Origin of the sequence: Gilvimarinus sp. 2_MG-2023 (genome assembly GCF_030547685.1) — a bacterium.
Classification (GTDB): Bacteria; Pseudomonadota; Gammaproteobacteria; order Pseudomonadales; family Cellvibrionaceae; genus Gilvimarinus.
In genome coordinates, this window is the sequence record NZ_JAUOQM010000044.1 from 124979 (window position 1) to 146108 (window position 21130).

The following is a 21130-nucleotide window of genomic DNA, read 5'->3' on the forward strand; positions in this document are numbered from 1 at the left end:
GTGAAAATGAAGAAGTTGAAATCCGTAATTACCAACACCTTGCGTAAGTCAGTTGCAGTGTCGGTTGTTGCTGCGGCTCCGTTTGCCTTATTGAGTGCTGCCGATGTGTCAGCACTGGATGTGGCGCCGGCTGGCGCAAAAGCGCTGCAACCTGCTGAAAAGCGTCCTGATCCACGTCGATTGCCGGGCTTGCCTCAGTCTTTTCTGGAAGACTATAGCGAAGTCACATCGACCCTAGAGCCAAATGATGAGCAAATTGCTGACGGCGCCAAGCCGAACCCAGCAAAAGCTTTTGAGATGGCCAAAGAAATGGAAGAAGATGCCGACGACCTGAATCCATACGCCAAGGCGATGTTGTTTCAGGTATTAGGGCAGATTTACTACGAACGTGAAGATACAGCGAATACCATTCGTTATTTCGAAAAGGTCGTAGGCCAATCCCCTAATTTGCCTGTTGGTACCGAGGCTCAGTTCTACTACTTCTTGGGTCAGCTTTACGCACAAGAAGAAAATGAACAGAAAGCTGTAGAGTATTTGGAAAAGTGGTCAAAAATGGTGGCGATGATCTCGCCTAGCCAATATGCGACCCTCGCTCAGATATACTATGGTGCCGATCAGCCAGAGAAGGCTTTGGCTAACATGCTGCATGCAGTTCAAGTGTATGAAGCCGAAGGCAAAGTCCCTCGTGAAGATTGGTTGAGCTTTTTGCGCGCACTTTATTATTTCAAAGAAGACTTTCAGTCGACTTTGAGTATTGTAAAGACACTGGTTCGTCACTATCCGAAGATGAACTACTGGACTCAGTTGTCGAGCTTGTATTATGAGCTGGGGCAAATGGAGAATTTCAGTCGCGCTCAGGACTCCATGTATGTTATGGGTGGACTGAAAAAAGAAAATGAACTGAAAGGTTTAGCCGGTTACTTCATCGAGAATGAAGCGCCATATAAAGCGGCTAAAGTGCTGGATAAAGCCATCAATAACGATAAGTTGGTGGATCCAACATCAGCGAATCTCGAGTTGTTGGCGAATTCATGGCGCTTAGCGCAAGAGACCGATAAAGCTCTGGTAGAAATGAAGCGTGCCGCCGCCAAGTCTGATGACGGTGACCTTTATTTTAATCTGGCGCGTTTGTTGTTCTCTCGCGATGAGTTTAGCGCAGCGTCTTCAGCGGCTAAAAATGCGCTGAGTAAAGGCGGTTTGAAGCGACCTGATCAAGTTCATATGACCATTGGTCAAACCGAGCTTGAGTTGGGTAACTTTGAAGAGGCGATTGAGGCGTTTACCAAAGCGTCACGTGATAAGCGCAGTCGTCAGTTTGCCAACCAGTGGATTAAGTTTACTGAAGGTGAGCGCAAGCGTCAGGAAGCATTGAAAGAAGGCTAGTTCGCTTAGATCTTCTACAAAAAACCGGCCTTATGGCCGGTTTTTTTGTTTTAAGTATCGAGGATTTTTTCTTAGGCATTAAAAAACCCGCCGTAGCGGGTTCTTTAATGCGCTTGAATCAAGGTTAATCCAGCAGGTTTAAATCACGCACGGCACCTTTATCGGCACTGGTGGCAAGCATGGCATAAGCTTTGAGCGAAGCGCTGACACGGCGCGGCCTGACTTCAACGGGTTTCCAGGGGTTGTCGCTAGCATCCATTTTTTCGCGTCGGTCGTGTAGCTCGCGAGTGGAAATTTGAACATCGATCGTGCGATTGGGGATGTCGATACGAATAGTGTCACCACTTTCGACCAATCCAATAGCGCCCCCAGCTGCGGCTTCGGGTGAGGCGTGGCCAATGGAAAGGCCCGAGGTTCCACCTGAAAAGCGACCGTCGGTCAGCAGGGCACAGTCTTTGCCGAGACCTTTAGATTTAAGGTAGCTTGTAGGGTAGAGCATCTCTTGCATGCCTGGGCCGCCACGCGGGCCTTCGTAGCGGATAATAACGACATCTCCCGCCTTTACCCTGCCTTCCAAAACATCTTCTACGGCAGCTTCTTGGCTTTCAACGACATGGGCTGGGCCTTCGAAGACTAAAATGGAATCGTCTACGCCGGCGGTCTTTACCACACAGCCATTTTCAGCAATATTGCCGTAGAGAACGGCCAGACCACCTTCGGTGGAAAAGGCATGATCGATATGGCGAATACAGCCCGTTTGACGATCCCCGTCCAGGCTGGGCCAGCGCGCGGCTTGGCTAAAGGCGACTTGCGTGGGAACGCCGCCGGGGCCGGCTTTAAAGAACTCGACTACCTCTGGGCTCGGGTCACGCATGATGTCCCATGTGTCGAGCGCTTCTTTTAATGTGTCACTGTGGACGGTAGGCACAGTGGTATCCAATACGCCTGCGCGATCCAATTCGCCGAGTATGCCCATAATGCCACCAGCACGATGCACATCTTCAATATGATATTTTTGTGTGTTGGGGGCAACCTTACAAAGCTGAGGTACTTCACGTGAGATGCGGTCGATATCGGCCATGCCAAAATCCAATTCAGCTTCTTGCGCCGCAGCCAATAAGTGCAAAATGGTATTGGTTGAGCCGCCCATGGCGATATCCAGTGCCATCGCATTGCCAAAGGCTTTTTTATTGCCAATAGCGCGGGGTAGAAGGTGTTCTTCATCGCCCTCGTAATAACGTTTGGCAATTTCGACAATACGGTGTCCGGCGCGTTTAAATAATTGTTCGCGGTCGGCGTGGGTGGCCACAATTGTGCCATTGCCAGGTAGCGAAAGTCCAAGGGCTTCGGTCAGGCAGTTCATTGAGTTAGCGGTGAACATGCCCGAGCAGCTACCGCAGGTGGGGCAAGCGCTGCGTTCAATTTCAGTTAGTGTTTCATCGTCAACGCTGTCGTCGGCTGCCATGACCATGGCGTCGATTAAGTCCAGACCATGATCGAGCAATTTGGTTTTGCCGGCTTCCATAGGGCCGCCGGAGACAAAAATTACCGGGACATTAAGGCGCATGGCGGCCATGAGCATTCCGGGGGTGATTTTGTCACAGTTGGAAATGCACACCAGCGCGTCGGCACAGTGAGCATTGACCATATACTCCACGGAGTCGGCGATAATATCGCGCGAGGGCAGCGAATAAAGCATGCCGTCGTGGCCCATGGCGATACCGTCATCGACCGCAATCGTGTTGAATTCTTTGGCAACACCACCGGCCTTTTCAACTTCGCGTGCCACCAGCTGACCCATGTCTTTCAAGTGCACATGGCCGGGCACAAACTGAGTAAAAGAGTTGGCAATGGCGATAATTGGCTTTTGAAAGTCGTCGTCTTTCATGCCGGTTGCGCGCCATAATGCGCGGGCACCGGCCATATTGCGGCCGGCGGTGGTGGTTCTGGAGCGATAAGTAGGCATAATTTCCCCGGATTAATGGCTGCAGCCCCGCAGGGGCCCGAATGAATAACCGGCAAGGATACCAGATTTACCGGCAGGACGAGAACTGTCAGGCACCGGGGTACCGGTATATTACGGACGCTGTTAAATATCTTTAAAAAAGATCTTTGAGCCGCGCTGTAGGTTATACAGTGACTGTTTTTCAATGGGCAGATCATCGATTTGGCCGGGCACAAAGCCCTGTTCCAAAAACCAATGGGCGGTCTGGGTGGTTAAAACAAATAAACGGCGTATGCCTTGTTTGCCAGCGCCCTGTTCCAATTGCTCAAGTAAAGCTTGAGCTCGTCCACCTTTGCGATAATCCGGATGGGTGGCAACGCAGGCCAGCTCAGCGATCTCGCTATACGGATGCAGTGAGGCGCAGGCGATGATCGTGCCGTCTTTTTCCATGACGTTAAACTGGTTTATTTCTGTCTCCAGCCGCTCGCGCGAGCGGCGCACCAAAATGCCTTTGTCCTCAAGCGGGGCGATAAGCTCTAAAATCCCGCCCACATCATCAATCGTCGCCGGTCGCAATTGTTCGTAGTGACCCGAGTAGACCATGGTGCCCTGACCGTCACGGGTGAACAGTTCGCCCAGTAGTGCGCCATCCTGAGTAAAGTTAACCAGCTGGGCGCGCCTTACCCCTTGCTGGCAGCTTAAGTAGGCGCTTTGCAGTGCCAGGCCCACTAGGTCCGATAATTGGCTACCCTTGTGTTCAATGTGCTGTTGGCACTGAGTGAGGGTGAACTGGCGTATCAGTGTGCCATCCTGATCATAGACACCATCGGCATCGCAAAAGGCCAGTAGTTTGTCAGCCTGCAAAGCAGAGGCGACATGGGTCGCGACATCAGCATAGGTTAAATTAAACACCTCTCCGGTGGCCGAGTAGCCCAAAGGCGATAACAGCGCAATGGCTCCGGCGTCGAGCGAGCGCACCAGTTGTTGCGTGTTTACCCTGCGCACTTTGCCGGTGTGTTGTAAGTCCACACCATCAATAACCCCGTGGGGCATGGCTGAGACAAAATTGCCGCTGACCACTTCGATTCGTGAGCCGTGCATGGGGGAGTTGGGCAAGCCGGTTGAAAGCGCAGCCTCCATAGTGATTCGCGCCTCGCCGATGGCCTGTAGTACGGCGCTTAAGCTCTTATCGTCGGTGATGCGAAGCGATTGATGGAATTGGGTGGCGAGCTGGCCGGCATTGAGGCGGGCATCAATTTGCGGGCGCGCGCCGTGCACTAATACCAAGCGTACCCCTAAGCTGGCCAGCAGTGCCAAGTCTTGAATAATGTGGCTGAAATTGGCGTGCCCGAGAGCCTCGCCCGGCAGCATGACGACAAAAGTTTTACCCCGGTGGGCGTTGATATAGGGCGACGAGTGGCGAAACCACTTTACATAGTCCTTTTGCGTATCATCACTCATGATTGGGCCTTTTGTCGCTGGGGATGTCTGCCATGCATAGGGTTTCTATCAACCCCTTAAAACTGTTCACGGCCGGTTCGATTTGTTCAAGGGCAATAAATTCGTTGCTTTGATGGGCCTGATCAATTGAGCCCGGCCCCATTACCACGGTCTGCATGCCCATTTTTCGATAAAACGGCGCCTCGGTGGCAAAGCCAACACTGGCGGGACTTTGCCCGGTCAGACTCTCGCAGGTTTTAATCAGCTCGGCGTCGGCCGATTGATAAAATGGATCAACCCCTTCAAATAAAGTTGAGAAAACTATATCAAGTTTACGGCGCTCGGCCAAAGGTGTCAGCCGCTGGCTGATTTGCTGGCGCAGTTCATCGTTGTGCATGCCGGGGGTGGAGCGTAAATCAAAGTGCAACTCGCACTCCCCGCAAATGCGGTTGGCGCCGTCTCCGCCGTGAATGCAACCGAGGTTCAACGTGGGAATTTCGACGGCAAATCCCGGGTTGCGATAGCGCTCCTGCAGTTCGCCCCGGTAAGCCATAAGCTCGGTCATTACCTCGTGCATGGCCTCCAGTGCATTGTTACCGAGCGCTGGGTTGGAGGAATGGCCCGCAGCCCCCACAACCCGTATCGACTCCATCATAATACCCTTGTGCATATGGATCGGTTGCAGGCTGGTGGGCTCGCCGACCACGGCGTAGCGCGCTTTAAGCCCGCCGCTGGCAGCGAGCTGCCGTGCACCGCTCATGCTGCTCTCTTCATCGGCAGTGGCGAGCACCATAATCGGCTGCTGTAGTTTCGAGCTGTCGATTTGACGCACCGCTTCTAGCACCGCAGGGAAAAACCCTTTCATATCCGTGGCGCCCAAACCGTACAATCGCCCGTCGCGCTCGCTCAATTGGAAAGGGTTGCTCTGCCAGCGGTCTTCATCGTAGGGCACAGTGTCGCTGTGGCCGGCAAATACCAGCCCGCCATCACCACTGCCAAGCGTGGCTAATAAGTTGTATTTCCCCGCATGCCCCTGCACCGGCATGATCTCGGTATTGAACCCGTAATCGTCGAGCCAGTTGGCAAGCAGTTCAATCACACGCTGGTTGCTCATATCCCAACTCGGCACGGCGCAGCTGACCGACGGTTCGGCTACCAGCTGTTGCAGTTGTTGGGTGTATCGCTGTAAATCAAAGGGCATGGGTTAAACTCCGTAAAACAGCCTGTTAGTGTAATACAGCTGGCGCGTTACGGGTATGGGGGAACTTGGAGCGAGTGACGGGAGGGCGGGTGCCCTCCCGGTAAGCCTATCCCGGAGGGGCTAGCCAAATATACCTTTGAAAAAGAAGAAGAACAAAATAGCTAAACCGGCGCCAGCGGGTAAAGTGACCACCCACGACATAAAGATAGAGCCAACCACGCCTAAGTTGAGCGCGCCAATACCGCGGGCGAGGCCAACCCCGAGGACAGCACCTACCAAGGTGTGGGTGGTTGAAATGGGCAGGCCCGTGCCCGAGGCCAGCACCACGGTGGCAGCTGCAGCGAGCTCCGCTGCAAAACCGCGGCTGGGAGTCAGCTCGGTAATTTTTTTACCGATGGTGGCCATTACCTTAAAGCCGTAGGTAGCAAGGCCAATAACAATACCTAGGCCGCCGATTAATAGCACCCAGCTGGGCATCATGGACTTGGCCGTTACGCTGCCGGTTTTAATGACATTGATAATGGCTGCCAGCGGGCCGACAGCGTTGGCGACGTCGTTCGAGCCGTGAGCAAAAGCCATAGCACAGGCCGTAAAGATCATCAAAACGGCGAACATCTTTTCCACATTGGCAAAGCGGTTGCCGGTATCGGTTTCCTCTGGCTTGACCCGGCGCAGCATCACAATACCAATAGCGCACACAATGGCGCCCACAATCGCGGCGACCATGGCGCTTTCCACAAAGTTCAGAGAAAAACCGCTGTCTTTAAACACGTGCTTAAGCCCCTTGAGCAGGGTGACCATGGCGATTAAAAAGCCCACTGCAAACATATAAAACGGAATATAGCGCCGCGCTTGCAACATGGGATTTTCGGTATTCAGAATAAGCTTTTGCACTGACCGGAAAATAAAGAAGGCGATGGTTCCGGCCAGCATGGGCGAGACTACCCAACTCGCTACAATCGACAGTACCTTGCCCCAGGCCACGGCCTCTGGGGAGATGCCTACCGCAGCGAAGCCGACAATGGCCCCGACAATGGAGTGGGTGGTGGATACCGGCCAGCCCAAAATGCTCGCAATAAGCAGCCAGGTGCCCGCCGCTAGCAGCGCCGAGAGCATGCCGTACACCAAAAGCTCGGGTGTGCCGGCCATAATTGCCGGGTCGACGATGCCTTTGCGGATCGTCGAAGTAACAGCCCCGCCGGCCAGATAGGCACCCAAAAATTCAAAGATCATGGCGACAACAATCGCCTGTTTTACGGTGAGGGCCTTGGAGCCTACCGATGTACCCATGGCGTTGGCAACATCGTTGGCACCTACGCCCCAAGCCATAAAGAAGCCAAATACACAAGCGAGTATCAGCAGTATTTGGCCGTATTCCGCGATCACGGTCATGTGGTGTTCCCCAGTGTTAATTCGATAATAGAGTTCTGATTGATTAGCGGGCCAGCAATAGTTGCAGGCGGCTACCGACGGCTTGGGCCCTGTCGGCCAGCTCGCCAATCCAGTCAATGACCTGGTACAGGAACATCACATCCACTGGCGGTAAGTCAGCTTCTAGCGCAAAGAGCTTGGCGCGAATCTCTACCTGAAGGGCGTCGTTGCTGCGCTCGTACTGATCCAGCTTTTCGATCATATTTTCAACGATATCCAGCTCGCGGCCGCTAAAACCGGTTTCCAGCAGTTCGTCCAGCTCATTAATAGCCGTAAGCGCTTGCTCAGCGGTTTTTTGCGCCGAGTCGACAAACTCGACAAATTGTTGCTGTAAAGTGGCGGGAATAGACATGTGGCGGCCAAGCATAATGCCTGAGATATCCTGCGCTTTGTTGGCGATGCGATCCTGCATACTGAGCAGTTCTAAAAGATCGGAGCGGGGTACCGGTAAAAACAAGCTTTTGGGAAGGTGCAGGCGCAATTGTTTTTTCAAATCGTCAGCCTGATGCTCTATCTCCGAGATCTCCTGCTGAACGCGACGGGCGTTGTCCCAGTCGCCGTTAATCACAGCTTCAAAAAAATCCGCTAGGCGGCTGGACGCTTTCACGGCCACGCTCATGTGCTCCTGCATGGGCTTAATCGGGGATTGCCCAAACATGTTGGAAAAGGGGTTACCAAAGGCCATAACATTATCCTTGTGCAGAATTAGCGCGCAGTATATGAATTATCGGGCCGCAGGTCACCCCAAAACCGCGCTCTGTTTGTCGATCCGTTCGTGACGGCTGGTGTATCCAGAGGCTACAATCGGTCATATCGCAAGACAGCTCAGGCACAAGGAGCCCGCTATGTCGCAACAGGCCACCGTATCAATGGTGCTGGAATTACGCTCGGTGATCACCGATTTGGTGAGTGATGGGCGTATGAGCCAAGAGGACGCCAATGTGCTATTGGGGGCAAACCGTACGCGCAAACAGTCAACCATGCACCCATTAGCGTACATTGCCAGTCAAAATGTAGACGATGCCTTGCACCCCGGCAAGTTACTCGACGGTGAGGCTTTAACTCACTGGATGGCTGATCGGGCGCAACTACCGGTGGTTCATATCGATCCGTTAAAGATTGATGTCTCCAAAGTTACCTCGGTGGTTTCTTACGCCTTTGCCAAGCGCCACGGTATTCTCTGTGTGGGTGTCACCCCCGACGAGGTTGAGATCGCTTGCGCACAGCCGTTTATCGAGGGTTGGGAACCGCAGGTAGAGCATGTGGCCCGGCGCCGGGTGAAAAAGGTGTTTGCCAACCCGGCGGATGTCGAGCGCTATCAAATAGAGTTCTACACGCTGGCCCGTTCGGTGTCGGGCGCGACCGGGGGTAAGAACTCGGTCGTCACCAATTTTGAGCAATTGGTAGAGCTTAAATCACTGGGCGACCCCGAGGCGGATGATAAACATGTGGTCAATATTGTCGATTGGCTGCTGCAGTACGCTTACGATCAGCGCGCCAGTGATATTCACGTTGAGCCACGTCGTGAGGTGGGGCGAGTGCGCTTTCGTATTGACGGCGTGCTGCACGATGTCTATGAGTTTCCTGCCAGCGTGGCGATGGCCGTAGTCAGCCGTTTTAAAGTGTTGGGGCGGATGAATATTGCCGAGAAGCGCAAACCCCAGGATGGTCGAATTAAAACGCGCCGCGCCGATGAAAGCGAAGTGGAGCTGCGCCTGTCGACATTGCCCACCGCCTTTGGTGAAAAATTGGTAATGCGGATATTTGACCCGGAAGTACTGCTGCGCAGTTTTCACGACTTGGGCCTGGTGGGCGATGACTTTAAGCGTTGGGACGGCATGCTGTCGCGCCCCAACGGGATTGTCTTAGTTACTGGCCCCACCGGTTCCGGTAAGACCACCACGCTCTATTCCTCGTTGCGCAAACTGGCAACCAGCGAGGTCAATGTCAGCACCATTGAAGACCCGATAGAAATGGTGGAGGAGAGCTTCAACCAGACTCAGGTGCACCACAAAATTGAGTTGGATTTTGCCGCGGGCATTCGCACCTTAATGCGCCAGGACCCAGATATCATTATGGTGGGCGAGATGCGTGACCTAGAGACAGCACAAATGGCCGTGCAGGCCGCGCTAACCGGCCACTTGGTGTTATCTACGCTGCATACCAATGACGCGCCGGCATCCATCGCGCGGTTGCTGGATTTGGGGATACCGGCGTATTTGATCAATGCCACTTTGCTCGGCGTTATGGCCCAGCGCCTGGTGCGAACCCTATGTCCTCACTGTAAAGAGGAAGGGGAGATCAAGCGCGAGGACTGGGAGTCGCTGGTTTCACCCTGGAAAGTAAACATTCCGGAGAAGGTCTATCGCCCGGTGGGGTGCCTTGAGTGTCGCAATACTGGCTATTTGGGCCGGCAGGGAATCTATGAGATTCTGATGCTGAGCGACACTGTGCAAGACATGATTACCGAAAAGTGCAACCTGCAAGCTTTGCGTAAGCAGGCCATGCGCGAGGGTATGCGCACCCTGCGACTGTCGGGCGCGCAGAAGATTGCCGCCGGCTTAACCACTATGGAAGAAGTGCTGCGCGTTGCCCCGCCACCAGAAAGACGTGAACGATAAGCGGCCCATAAGTATTCAATAAAACCCGGAGATTCGATGATCGCACTACCCACTCTGCCTGAACCTCTTGCCCAAGAGGCGGAGCGTCAACTTGACGCCCTTCAGCAAGCGTTTTCTCAAGCTGAATTAGCGGCCTTGCCCCAACTCCTTGAACAGTGTAGCGGGGCACCTGAATGGGGCGCGTTTGAACGCCAGCTTCGCTTTGTTTTAGCCACCAGCGAGTTTGTCGCACAAACCTGTATTCGCCACCCGGATCTATTGGCCGATTTAATCGCCACGGGCGCGTTATTTACCGAGCAAGCTCAGTCCGTGTTAATCGATTTGGCCGCCCAAATTGACGCGGCTGAGGACGACACCAACTTGGATCGGTTACTGCGGCGCTCTCGCAACCGAGCCATGGTGCGTATTATTTGGCGAGACTTTACCCGCTTGGCCGACACCGAACAGACGACTTCAGAGTTGTCTCGCCTAGCTGACACCTTAATCCAGGGCAGCCTGAACTGGCACTACCGGGCACTGGCAGCGCGCTTCGGTGAGCCCAAGGGGCGACATTCAGGTGATACCCAGGCCATGGTCGTGCTCGGTATGGGCAAGCTGGGGGCGCTTGAGTTGAATGTGTCCTCCGATATCGATTTGATTTTTGCCTACCCCGAGGCGGGGGAAACTAATGGCGAGCGAAAAAATTTAACCAACCAGGAATTTTTTGTTCGACTGGGGCAAAAACTTATTCAATCGCTGGACACCCAAACCGCGGATGGCTTTGTGTTTAGGGTGGATATGCGACTGCGCCCGCACGGGCAAAGCGGGGCGCTGGTACAAAACTTTGATGCCCTGGAAGGGTATTACCAGTCTCAGGGGCGCGACTGGGAGCGCTACGCCATGATTAAGGCCCGCCCCGTGGCTTGGACGGCGGGAGGCGAGGCGGCCTGTGATGAGTTGATGAATATGCTGGCCCCCTTTACCTACCGCCAGTATGTGGACTTTGGTGCTATCGAAGCGCTGCGCGATATGAAGGGCCTGATTAACCGGCAAGTACAGCGCAAAGGCATGGATATGGATGTAAAGCTGGGGGAAGGCGGCATCCGCGAGGTAGAGTTTGTGGTGCAGTTGTTCCAGCTTATTCGCGGCGGGCGCGAGCTGGAGCTGCGCGAGCGCCAGGTGTGCAAATTGTTGCCCATGCTGGAGGCGCAGGGGTATCTGCCCGATGGCAGCGGTGTCGCACTGCACCGAGCGTATCTCTTTTTACGCAATACCGAGCACGCTATACAAGGTTACCAGGATCGGCAAACTCAGTCGCTGCCGATGGACGAGCAAGGGCAGTTGCGTCTAGCCGTGGTGATGGGCTTCGCCGACTGGCCGAGCTTTTTTACTGAACTCAACGCGGTGCGCACCACGGTTAACGAAGAGTTCCAGGCCGTGATCGCCGACCCCGATCAGGAGCAGTCGCTGGATGATGGTGAGCTGAATGAGTGGCGTGCCTTATGGGATGAGTCACTGCACGGGGCCGAGGCGATAGAATTTTTGGCTGCCCAAGGCTGCGACGATGGAAAAACGATACTGGCACTGTTGGATGGATTGAAAAACTCGCGACAGGTCATCGCGATGCAGGCCTCCAGTCGCAGTCGGTTGGATCAATTTGTGCCTAGGCTCTTAATTGGCCTTGCCGGCGAGTCAGACATAGCTTACGCCGATACGCTCAAGCGAATTTTGCCTTTTGTCGAGTCAGTGGCCCGGCGCAGCGCTTATTTAGTACTGCTGGTGGAAAACCCCACCGCGCTGGCTCAATTGGTACATTTGAGTGCGGCCAGCCCCTGGATTGCCGATCAGTTGGCCCAGCACCCGATATTACTCGATGAGTTGCTGACGCCCGAGAGCCTCTACACGCCGCCCGATAAAGACGCCTTGGTGGATGAACTCAGGCGCGAATTGCTTAGGTTTGGCTGGGACGACTTGGAAGGTCATATGGAAACCCTGCGTTACTTTCGCAGCGCCCATGCCTTGCGGGTGGCGGCGAGTGAGGTGACCGGTGCCTTACCACTGATGAAGGTGAGCGATTATTTAACAGATTTAGCTGAAGTTATCCTCGAGCATGTGCTGGCGCTGGCGTGGGAGCAAATGACCGCGCGCCACGGCTACCCGTGCACAGCTTCTGGCGAGGAGGAGCGAGAGCCGAATTTTATAGTGCTCGGTTACGGTAAGCTCGGCGGCATTGAGCTGGGACACGGTTCGGATTTGGACTTGGTGTTTGTGCACGACAGTGATGCATCAGGCTCTACCAGTGGTGAAAAGTCGGTCGATAACCTGACGTTCTACACCCGCTTAGGGCAGAGGATTATCCACATATTGGATACGCAAACCATGTCGGGCAAGTTGTACGATGTCGATATGCGTTTGCGGCCGTCTGGGAACTCGGGCATGTTGGTGACCTCACTCGATGCGTTTGCGAAGTATCAGCGTACCGAGGCCTGGACCTGGGAGCATCAAGCGCTGGTGCGTGCCCGCGCGGTCGCCGGCAAAACAGACTTGGCGGACCGCTTTGCGCAGGTGCGCAGTGAGCTTTTATGTCAGCCGCGAGAAATCCAAAAGCTGCGCCAAGATGTGATCGAAATGCGCGAAAAAATGCGCGGGCACCTCGGTAGCGGTACAGATAGTGGCAAATTTCACCTCAAGCAGGACAGTGGTGGTATCGTCGATATCGAATTTATGGTTCAATACGCCGTTTTAGCGTGGGCCCAAAAAGCGCCCTCGCTCACCCGGTACACGGACAATATCCGCATACTCGAAACCCTTGAGAGTGAAGCATTGCTGACCGATCAAGCCGTTTCGCAATTGATTGAAGCCTACAAGGCCTATCGATCCACCGGTCACCGTCTTGCGCTACAGCGCCAAGAGGCGGTATTGCAAGGTAGCGACGTTTTCGCACAGGAGCGAGAGCAAGTTACTGGGCACTGGCGACAGTTGATGGTCGGCGCCACAAATTAATGGGCGTGCTAACGAGCATCGACCTTTCCCCGAATGATAATTGAACTGTTTAGGAGTTGGCTATGTCACTTGCCGATCGCGATGGCGTAATTTGGCTGGATGGCGAACTGGTACCTTGGCGCGATGCACGGGTGCATGTACTGACCCACACCCTGCATTACGGCATGGGCGTGTTCGAAGGCGTGCGTGCCTATGAAACCGCAGAAGATGGCACTTGTATTTTCCGTCTGCAAGAGCACACCGATCGTTTGTTCCGCTCGGCGCATATCATGCGCATGAAAATGCCTTTTGCCAAAGATGTGTTAAACGAAGCGCAGAAACTGGTGGTGCGTGAAAATGGCTTGCACGAAAGCTATTTGCGTCCCATGGTATTTTACGGTTCAGAAGGCATGGGCCTGCGAGCCGATAACTTAAAAACCCACGTTATGGTTGCCGCCTGGGACTGGCCCTCGTATATGTCGCCGGAAGCGCGTGACTTGGGTATAAAAGTGCGCACCTCAAGCTATACCCGCCATCACGTGAATATATCCATGTGTAAGGCCAAGGCAAACGGCCACTACATTAATTCATTGTTAGCCCTGCAAGAAGCTTTGGATAGCGGCTGTGAAGAAGCCTTGTTGCTGGATAACGAAGGTTATGTGGCCGAAGGCAGTGGCGAAAACGTCTTTTTGATTCGCGACAAAATTATCTACACCCCAGAGCTGACCTCTTGCCTGGATGGTATTACCCGTAACACCATCTTCAATTTGGCTGCCGAGTGTGGATACGAGGTGCGGGAAAAACGCATTACCCGCGACGAAGTCTACGTGGCCGACGAAGTTTTCTTTACCGGCACCGCAGCTGAGGTTCTGCCTATTCGCGAGCTGGATGGCCGCATGATTGGTGAAGGCAAACGCGGCCCTATGACCACCGAGTTGCAAGCGCTGTATTTCGATGCTGTTAAAGGACGTTTGCCCCAGCATAAAGATTGGTTGGCACCGGTAAAATCGTAATTGGCCTGAAAAGCTTGTCAGTGTGACGTTGTAAATCTACCCCCATTGATGATGGGCGAGCACAATGGCAAGCTCTTTCGAGTCCGGTTTTCTGATATTGGGGCAGCACAGAAGCTCTTATGCTGAAAGTCTGAATTTGTGAGTCTACACCTTAGGTGATGATGCTTAGCGGTGTATTTTTTGTGCTGCCTTGATCGGTGCAGTGGTGTAAATAACTCAACAGGGATTTTAAATTGAGTGCGCCGCAGGCGCGGTAAGTCGAGCAACTCGCTGGCATATTGGGAGATACAAATTTTAGGTTTTGGCTAACTTGATATGGCAGTCACTGAGCAAGGCTTACCCGTGAGTCGAGCGGATAAATTCAAAACGCCAGTCATATTCGTACATTCGCAAGATGTCATTGTTCCGCTTAGGCAGCCATTAACCCTGTACCAAGCCCTAAAAAGTTGGTAAATAAGTGCAGTGAGTGGAGTTGAAAGGCGATGATCATTATTTGCCTTAAGGTGAAACCCGCCTAAAGGCGCTTAACGCAATCATTGCGTTTGTGCGCAAGCATATCTAATTACTAAAAGGCTATTATGTCTACTTCGGATATTCAATCACCGAACAAAACTTCGGATACTGGCTCGCTTAGGGTCTACCTGCGTTTGCTTGCCTATATCAAACCACATTGGTTAAGTTTTTTAATCAGCGTGTTGGGTTTTATTGTGTACTCCGCCTCACAGCCTGCCATGGCGCAGTATATGGAGTATTTGCTTAATTTTATTGAAGCCGAGGCGCGTGGCCCCTTGTGGCAACCATCGGTCATTATCGTCGCTATTATTTTTGTAAGGGGTTTGGGCGGCTTTGTTGGCAATTTTTATATCGCCAAAGTTTCTTTTCGAATTGTTGATACATTGCGGGTGAAACTGTTTAACCACATGGTGTACCTGCCAGGTGAGTTTTATGAGCGCAACGATTCGGGCCAGTTAATCTCGTTGATTAACTTTAATATCAATAATGTAACCACCGCCTCCACTCAGGCTTTAAAAACAATCATACGCGAAGGCACAACCGTTGTGGCGTTGTTGAGTTACCTGTTTTATAAAGACTGGGTGCTGACTTTGTTGATGATGGGAGTGGTGCCCGTTATTGCTGTGCTAGTGGGCTTTGTGGGTAAGCGCTTGCGCCGACTTAGTTCCAAGGTGCAGCACAGTATGGGGGATATTACTCAGGTCACCTCCGAAATGGTCAGCGGTTACCGAGTGATGCGTAGCTTCGGCGGTGAAGAATATGAAAAAAATCGCTTTGCCGGTGCCAGTTGGCGCAATTATTTGCAGAATATGAAAATTGTATTGACCTCCACACTCAATACCCCATTAATTCAAATATTAATTTCACTGTCCATGGCAAGCCTGTTATGGGTGGCTTTGGGGCAAATGCAAATTCAGGATGCAGGTGCTTTTGTGGCCTATTTTCTTGCGGTTGGTATGGTGCTTAAACCCATGCGCCAGTTGAGTGAAACTGTGCCTTTGATACAAAAAGGCGTGGCGGCGGCCGACAGCATTTTCCAAGTGTTGGATGAGGCAACGGAGTCAGATACGGGCGATTTGGTGCCAAAAACTGTTCACGGACGGGTCGAATTTAAGGATTTGAGCTTTCGTTATCGGGGCAGTGATCGCGAGGCGTTAAAAAATATCAATTTAACGGTGGAGCCGGGCCAGGTGGTGGCGCTGGTAGGACGATCCGGCAGTGGTAAGTCAACGCTGGTAAGTTTGTTGGCACGCTTTTACAGTGGCGCCCAGGGCCGTATTTTGGTTGATGGCGCCGATATAACAGAGTTTTCTTTGCGAGGGTTGCGCGCCCAAATTGCTTTAGTGACTCAGCAAGTGGTGCTTTTTAACGACACCGTGGCCAATAACATTGCCTACGGCGCTCTCGATACGGCGACAGAGGCAGACATTAAACAGGCTGCCGATCTTGCCTTCGCGACTGAGTTTATCGAACAATTACCGCAAGGCTTTAACAGTTTTATAGGTGAGAGCGGATCAAAATTGTCTGGTGGCCAGCGTCAGCGTTTGGCAATTGCTCGCGCCATTTTAAAAGATGCCCCTATTTTAATCTTGGATGAAGCTACCTCTGCACTCGATAATGAGTCTGAGCGCTATATTCAAAATGCCTTGGAGTCAGTTTCTAAGGGGCGTACTACCTTTGTTGTCGCACACCGCTTGTCCACGATTGAAAAAGCCAATCTGATTGTGGTGATGGATCAAGGAGAGGTTGTGGAGTCAGGGACCCATGCAGAATTAATAGCGAAGCAGGGGTATTATGCAAGGCTACAAAGTGCCAATCAGTCTGATTCCTTGACTCTATAAGCAATGAGCGGGCATGAAAAGTTTGATGATGATGGGCATTTTATTTTTTAATTGACCAAATACGACTGCTATTTGCGCCACGATTGAGTCCCCACCTATGGTTTGCATAGGTGGGGGCAAAAAGAGCGACGCTTTAGCGCTCTCCTCTCCCAATACAATAGTAAGTAAACCCTTTCGCTGTCATCCGGCTAGGATCATATAAGTTGCGCCCATCAAACACGATTGGGTTTGTCAGCTCTTTTTGAATTAGGTCAAAGTCCGGTGAGCGAAAGGCCTGCCATTCGGTCATAATAATCAAGGCGTCGGCGCCGTGTAGTGCGCTTTCTTTGGTGCCGCATAAGCGCAGACTTTGTGAGTTGCCATAAGCATGTTGAATCTGCTCCATGGCCTCGGGGTCGTAGGCCTGCACCTTGGCGCCGGCCTCCCAAAGTGCCTCCATTACCACCCGCGCTGGGGCTTCACGAATATCATCGGTATTGGGTTTAAAGGCCAGTCCCCACAACGCAAAAGTTTTACCGTTTACGTCGCCATAATGCTTCAATATTTTTTGCACTACAATTTGTTTTTGCGCGGCGTTACGTTGCTCTACTGCTTTAAGCAACAAGCTATCAAAGCCAATATCGTCCGCTGTACGAATCAGTGCCTGTACGTCTTTGGGAAAGCATGAGCCACCGTAGCCCGCGCCGGGGTAAATAAATTGGTAGCCGATGCGCGGGTCGCTGCCTATGCCCTGTCGTACCGCTTCAATATCGGCGCCCAGGCGGTCGGATAGATTGGCAATTTCGTTAATAAAGCTGATTTTGGTGGCCAGCATGCAGTTGGCGGCGTACTTGGTCAGCTCAGCGCTGCGCACGTCCATTACCATTACTTTGCCGTGTTTGCGCTCAAAGGGTGCGTACAGCTCACGCATGACTTCTTCGGCGTAGTTGCTATGGGTGCCGATAATAATCCGGTCGGGGCTCATACAGTCGTGCACGGCCGAGCCTTCTTTTAAAAACTCGGGGTTCGAGACCACATCAAAGGCAATATCTTCGTCCCGTGCCTTGAGTGCCTCGGCGACACTGATTTGCACCTTATCTGCCGTACCGACAGGCACAGTGGATTTGTTCACAATAACCTTGCGTTCGGTCATATGCTCGCCAATGGTCTTGGCGACCGCCAGCACATGTTTTAAATCGGCCGAGCCGTCTTCATCTGGCGGGGTGCCCACGGCGGTGAAAATGATCTGTCCATGGTTAACACCCAAAGTGTGATCGGTGGTAAATTCTAGTCGTCCCGCCTTAGAGTTTTCAATGACAAGTTCTTCCAGTCCTGGCTCGTAAATCGGCACATGCCCTTGGTTAAGCTGCGCTACCTTATTCTCGTCCAGGTCTACGCAAATAACATTGTTGCCCATCTCGGCCAATACGGCCCCCTGAACCAAGCCGACATAACCGGTGCCAAAAATCGTAATCTTCACAGTGAGCCCTTTAAGATTGTGCAATTTGTTGCGTCATATTACCGATTGGTAAACTCTGCGCAAGCCAAAAATAGAAGGTAAGAGCGAAATGTGACAAAAATATGTCAAATGCAGCACTTGGGCATGATTACTGACTCATTCCCCTGCTTTAGCGGGGTAAATAAGTTGTGGGTTATGTGGTGATTTTTGATAACGGGGTGTAGTGGCCTCTTTTGGTACTTTAGCATCGTAATTTATAGTAGCTTGACCAGAGTTGCAGGCTTATAAAATAAAGTGATTGGCAGGTTCCGGGTTGTTATAGCTTTAAATCGGCCTTGATATACTCCAGATTAAATCCAATTTCCAAATAAAATGGATTTGATAATTTATGATCTTTGTCGTGGGGTGGTTTCTTTATGTCTACGAACTTGCTTGATTAACAAATCTCCTTTTGATGGGCTCTCTAAGGTTTAGTCATTGGTGATCGAGGTGTGGCATTTGTAATGCACTTTGTTTTTTTGAGGCCTCTGGCGGGCGGGCAGCTATTTAGTGGTTGAGGCTGTTTACGGGGTGAACGATAGTCAAATGTTGGCCCTGCAGGTTAATATATATCCGGCTTTGCCCCATTGTTTTTCTGCGAATTTAAGGGCCTTACTCGACAGTCGAGTGATGGCTTCTGTCGGTTGCTTACACTTTAGCCCACTTCATGATTAACCTTGTTTACGATAAATTATACTTGTTCAGCGGCGTGTTCAAGATCAGTGGTAGGGGGGGGCACCAATATTGGCCTTAAAATGCACTCGCTATAAGTCACAAAAAGGTACCGCTCTAGATTAGCATGGGCTAATGACGGTGATACAATAGCGAACTCCGCCACTTGTTTGGTGACATCTAGACGCGCAAAACTGTCGTATGTTGCCGTGATGATATTGGCGTGGGATTCATTAATGACGCTCACCCCCGGATGGTGGCCAAACCCAGGAGCAATCTGCTTGAAGCTCACCGTAATTATGACCACCTACAACTCGCCCGAATGGTTAGAAAAAGTGTTGTGGGGTTACAGCGTACAGACGCACAAAGATTTCGATATTGTTATTGGTGATGACGGTTCAACCGAGCAAACCCGGGAGACAATCGACCGGCTCCGCCGCGACACTGGTTTGACGATCACCCATTTGTGGCAAGAAGATGAAGGCTTTCGTAAGTGCCGAATTCTCAATAAATGCATACGCGAGGCGTCGTCAGAATACTTGGTGTTTACCGACGGTGATTGCATACCTCGTAGCGATTTCTTGGCGGTGCATGCCAGTCGGGCCAAACCCGGTACCTACCTGTCGGGTGGCTATCATAAGTTGCCAATGAGCACGAGCCAGGCTATCACCCAAGATGATATTGTTGCTGGGCGCTGTTTTGAGCTTGCCTGGCTAAAATCCCACGGGCTGGCCTCGAGCCATAAGAACCTTAAGCTGACGGCCACGCCGTTTCAGGCGTCTATTTTGAATAGCATTACTCCAACCGCTTGTAACTTCAAAGGCTCTAATGGGTCGGTTTGGAAGCAAGACGCTCTCGCGGTGAACGGATTTGATGAGCGCATGCCCTGGGGCGGGCTGGATAGGGAGTTTGGAGTGCGCCTGACCAATTCGGGTATTCGGCCTAAGCATGTTCGTTACGACGCCATCGTTGTGCACCTCGATCATGCCCGCGGCTATAAATCACCCGAGCAAGTGGCGCAAAACAAGGCGTTGCGGATCAAAAGTGAAAGAGAGAAGTTGACGCGTACCGATTATGGGATTGCTCAGTTATGAGCCCCCTTTGATGATTAGTATGGGGGCGGGCAGCTCACTGCCAAGCTAAGGGGCTGAGCATTTCTTTTGTGTGAATCCGTGTCCAACAAAGGACTCTACAGCTGAGTGCCCTGAATGGCGAGGCACGCACAGTGCAGTAGATTGATTATTCGGTAGTTGGCCGTATCATGTTGATTTTGAGCGTCCACCTCTTTAGTAAGAGGGCTTTGCGTTATTTCTTACCGGTCCATTTCTGCTGCCGTCTTCCTGTCGACCCCAAAACCAGATGAATATCATTGGCAGCCAGAAGTACAGCCAAATGGCTTTGATCGAGCTGATGGCGGTGTGACCGCTGGTCAACGTCAACAGCACTACCAACGCTACAATACCCACAAGGTGCCACTTGGCAATACTGGGCGCTGCGCTTTTGACGATGGCCCGCAAAACAAGCCCAAATACCCCGAACAGGCAGGCCGCGCCAATCAACCCCGTTTCTACTAGGGTGCCTAGATATAAGTTATGCGGATGGAAAACAGGAATGTTATTGGGGATCCAGTAGTGTTCTGCGGCCGGGGTGTTCTCCGGTGACGTGCCGGCGCCGAAGCCCCACCACCAGGATTCTGGTGGGTGTAACATATAACCTTTCCAAATTTCTAACCGATAGGAAAACCCGCGTTCGAATATTAGCTCGGACAAGCCATCTGGCCCGCGAAGTAGAAAAAGGGCAATGCTGACTAGTGCCAAACCCACTAAAGTCGGGATGATTAATCCTGCTCGAGGGCCGCGCACTAGGTGTAGGGTGCCCACAAAAGTCCCGTAACACACCAGTGCGCCAAGCGGTGCGCGGCTACCGGATAGTACGATAGACAGAGCCATGGCGATGAAGGTGGCGATCAGTAGTCGGTGGTCCCAGCGCTCGGCTGCAGAGCTGCGGGTCATTAGAAAGTGTCCGAGAGCAAAATATACCAATAATACCGAGGCCGCTTGCACAGGGTTGTGCAGTGCGCCCAGACCCGACAAACGTCCGTTGAATTGCTGGCCCAATGCGAATAAGAGTATGCCCCCACAGGCACCGATCAGAGTCAGTATCAAAAAGCAGCGTGCCCACCAGTGTGGTCGTTCTAGTATCCGCGGCAGCCAGAGGTAGAAGGCAACAAGCCCGAAGCTGATCTCCGCTCCCCAGCGCAGCGCGCGTAAATGTCCGTCGATTGGACCCAGCCCTACCACAAAGGTGGTGGTGGAGGCGTAGAGGGCGAAAAGGCCGGACAATAACAGCAAGGGGTCCTTCCACGGCAATTCTAACCGACGAGAGAGCAGCACGATTAAGCTAGCCGGTATGACAATCAGGTGAAAGAAATTTTTGTACAGCTCCTGCTCGGGGGAGAGCACCGTCAGAATCAACCAGATCACACACAGTGTGGGCATTCGCTGTGCCACCTGATCGGGAAATGAGGTGCGGGCCTGTGTGGTCGCGTTAGTATGCTGCATCAGTTGGTCGGTTCCGTTCATTGCTGCTCCGGGACCTGATCGGCCAGCCTCTTTGCGTCCAGACTGGCGGC

Annotated in this window: 13 protein-coding genes; 6 read left to right on the plus strand and 7 right to left on the minus strand. The window is 52.4% G+C overall.

The window, feature by feature from the left end:
- Nucleotides 1-6: 6 nt before the first annotated feature.
- Nucleotides 7-1383: a lipopolysaccharide assembly protein LapB gene (locus tag Q4526_RS09970; protein WP_215976927.1), complete on the plus strand. Its 1377-nt coding sequence runs from the start codon at nucleotides 7-9 to the stop codon at nucleotides 1381-1383.
- A gap of 124 nt (nucleotides 1384-1507) precedes the next feature.
- Here Q4526_RS09970 and ilvD read toward each other — a convergent pair whose 3' ends face one another.
- From ilvD to Q4526_RS09995, 5 genes are all read right to left on the minus strand, one after another.
- Entirely contained in the window at nucleotides 1508-3349 is a 1842-nt protein-coding gene (gene ilvD / locus Q4526_RS09975) for a dihydroxy-acid dehydratase (protein ID WP_215976928.1), read from the minus strand.
- Between the two features lie 123 nt (nucleotides 3350-3472).
- Nucleotides 3473-4789, minus strand: coding sequence for an amino-acid N-acetyltransferase (gene argA, locus Q4526_RS09980; protein ID WP_215976929.1), 1317 nt, complete (start codon nucleotides 4787-4789; stop codon nucleotides 3473-3475).
- Complete coding sequence (gene argE, locus Q4526_RS09985; protein ID WP_215976930.1) at nucleotides 4782-5969, minus strand: acetylornithine deacetylase; 1188 nt, start codon at nucleotides 5967-5969, stop codon at nucleotides 4782-4784. The genes argA and argE overlap by 8 nt, the downstream gene beginning before the upstream one ends.
- A 120-nt stretch (nucleotides 5970-6089) precedes the next feature.
- Entirely contained in the window at nucleotides 6090-7361 is a 1272-nt protein-coding gene (locus Q4526_RS09990) for an inorganic phosphate transporter (RefSeq protein ID WP_215976931.1), read from the minus strand.
- Nucleotides 7362-7404: 43 nt separating this feature from the next.
- Nucleotides 7405-8085 (minus strand): TIGR00153 family protein, encoded by a 681-nt coding sequence (locus tag Q4526_RS09995; RefSeq protein WP_215976932.1) that lies wholly within the window; start codon nucleotides 8083-8085, stop codon nucleotides 7405-7407.
- A gap of 160 nt (nucleotides 8086-8245) precedes the next feature.
- On the opposite strand from Q4526_RS09995, the gene Q4526_RS10000 reads away from it, so the two are divergent.
- The 4 genes from Q4526_RS10000 (at nucleotide 8246) to msbA (ending at nucleotide 16349) form a co-directional block, all read left to right on the plus strand.
- Complete coding sequence (locus tag Q4526_RS10000) at nucleotides 8246-10021, plus strand: GspE/PulE family protein (RefSeq protein ID WP_215976933.1); 1776 nt, start codon at nucleotides 8246-8248, stop codon at nucleotides 10019-10021.
- Between the two features lie 36 nt (nucleotides 10022-10057).
- Nucleotides 10058-13003, plus strand: a complete 2946-nt coding sequence (glnE, locus tag Q4526_RS10005) for a bifunctional [glutamate--ammonia ligase]-adenylyl-L-tyrosine phosphorylase/[glutamate--ammonia-ligase] adenylyltransferase (RefSeq protein WP_215976934.1) — start codon at nucleotides 10058-10060, stop codon at nucleotides 13001-13003.
- Between the two features lie 62 nt (nucleotides 13004-13065).
- Nucleotides 13066-13995, plus strand: coding sequence for a branched-chain amino acid transaminase (locus Q4526_RS10010; RefSeq protein WP_215976935.1), 930 nt, complete (start codon nucleotides 13066-13068; stop codon nucleotides 13993-13995).
- Nucleotides 13996-14573: 578 nt separating this feature from the next.
- Complete coding sequence (gene msbA, locus Q4526_RS10015; RefSeq protein ID WP_215976936.1) at nucleotides 14574-16349, plus strand: lipid A export permease/ATP-binding protein MsbA; 1776 nt, start codon at nucleotides 14574-14576, stop codon at nucleotides 16347-16349.
- A 133-nt stretch (nucleotides 16350-16482) separates the two neighbouring features.
- Here the strand turns inward: msbA and Q4526_RS10020 are convergent, their stop codons facing one another.
- The gene (locus Q4526_RS10020; protein ID WP_215976937.1) at nucleotides 16483-17808 is read right to left on the minus strand and encodes a UDP-glucose/GDP-mannose dehydrogenase family protein; all 1326 of its coding nucleotides are present in this window, start codon (nucleotides 17806-17808) and stop codon (nucleotides 16483-16485) included.
- A gap of 971 nt (nucleotides 17809-18779) precedes the next feature.
- Here Q4526_RS10020 and Q4526_RS10025 point away from each other — a divergent pair.
- Nucleotides 18780-19592 (plus strand): glycosyltransferase family 2 protein, encoded by an 813-nt coding sequence (locus Q4526_RS10025; protein WP_215976938.1) that lies wholly within the window; start codon nucleotides 18780-18782, stop codon nucleotides 19590-19592.
- 192 nt (nucleotides 19593-19784) lie between these two features.
- On the opposite strand, the gene Q4526_RS10030 is transcribed toward Q4526_RS10025, so the two are convergent.
- On the minus strand, nucleotides 19785-21080 hold the full coding sequence (locus Q4526_RS10030; protein ID WP_215976939.1) for an O-antigen ligase: 1296 nt from the start codon (nucleotides 21078-21080) through the stop codon (nucleotides 19785-19787).
- Between the last annotated feature and the right edge of the window lie 50 nt (nucleotides 21081-21130).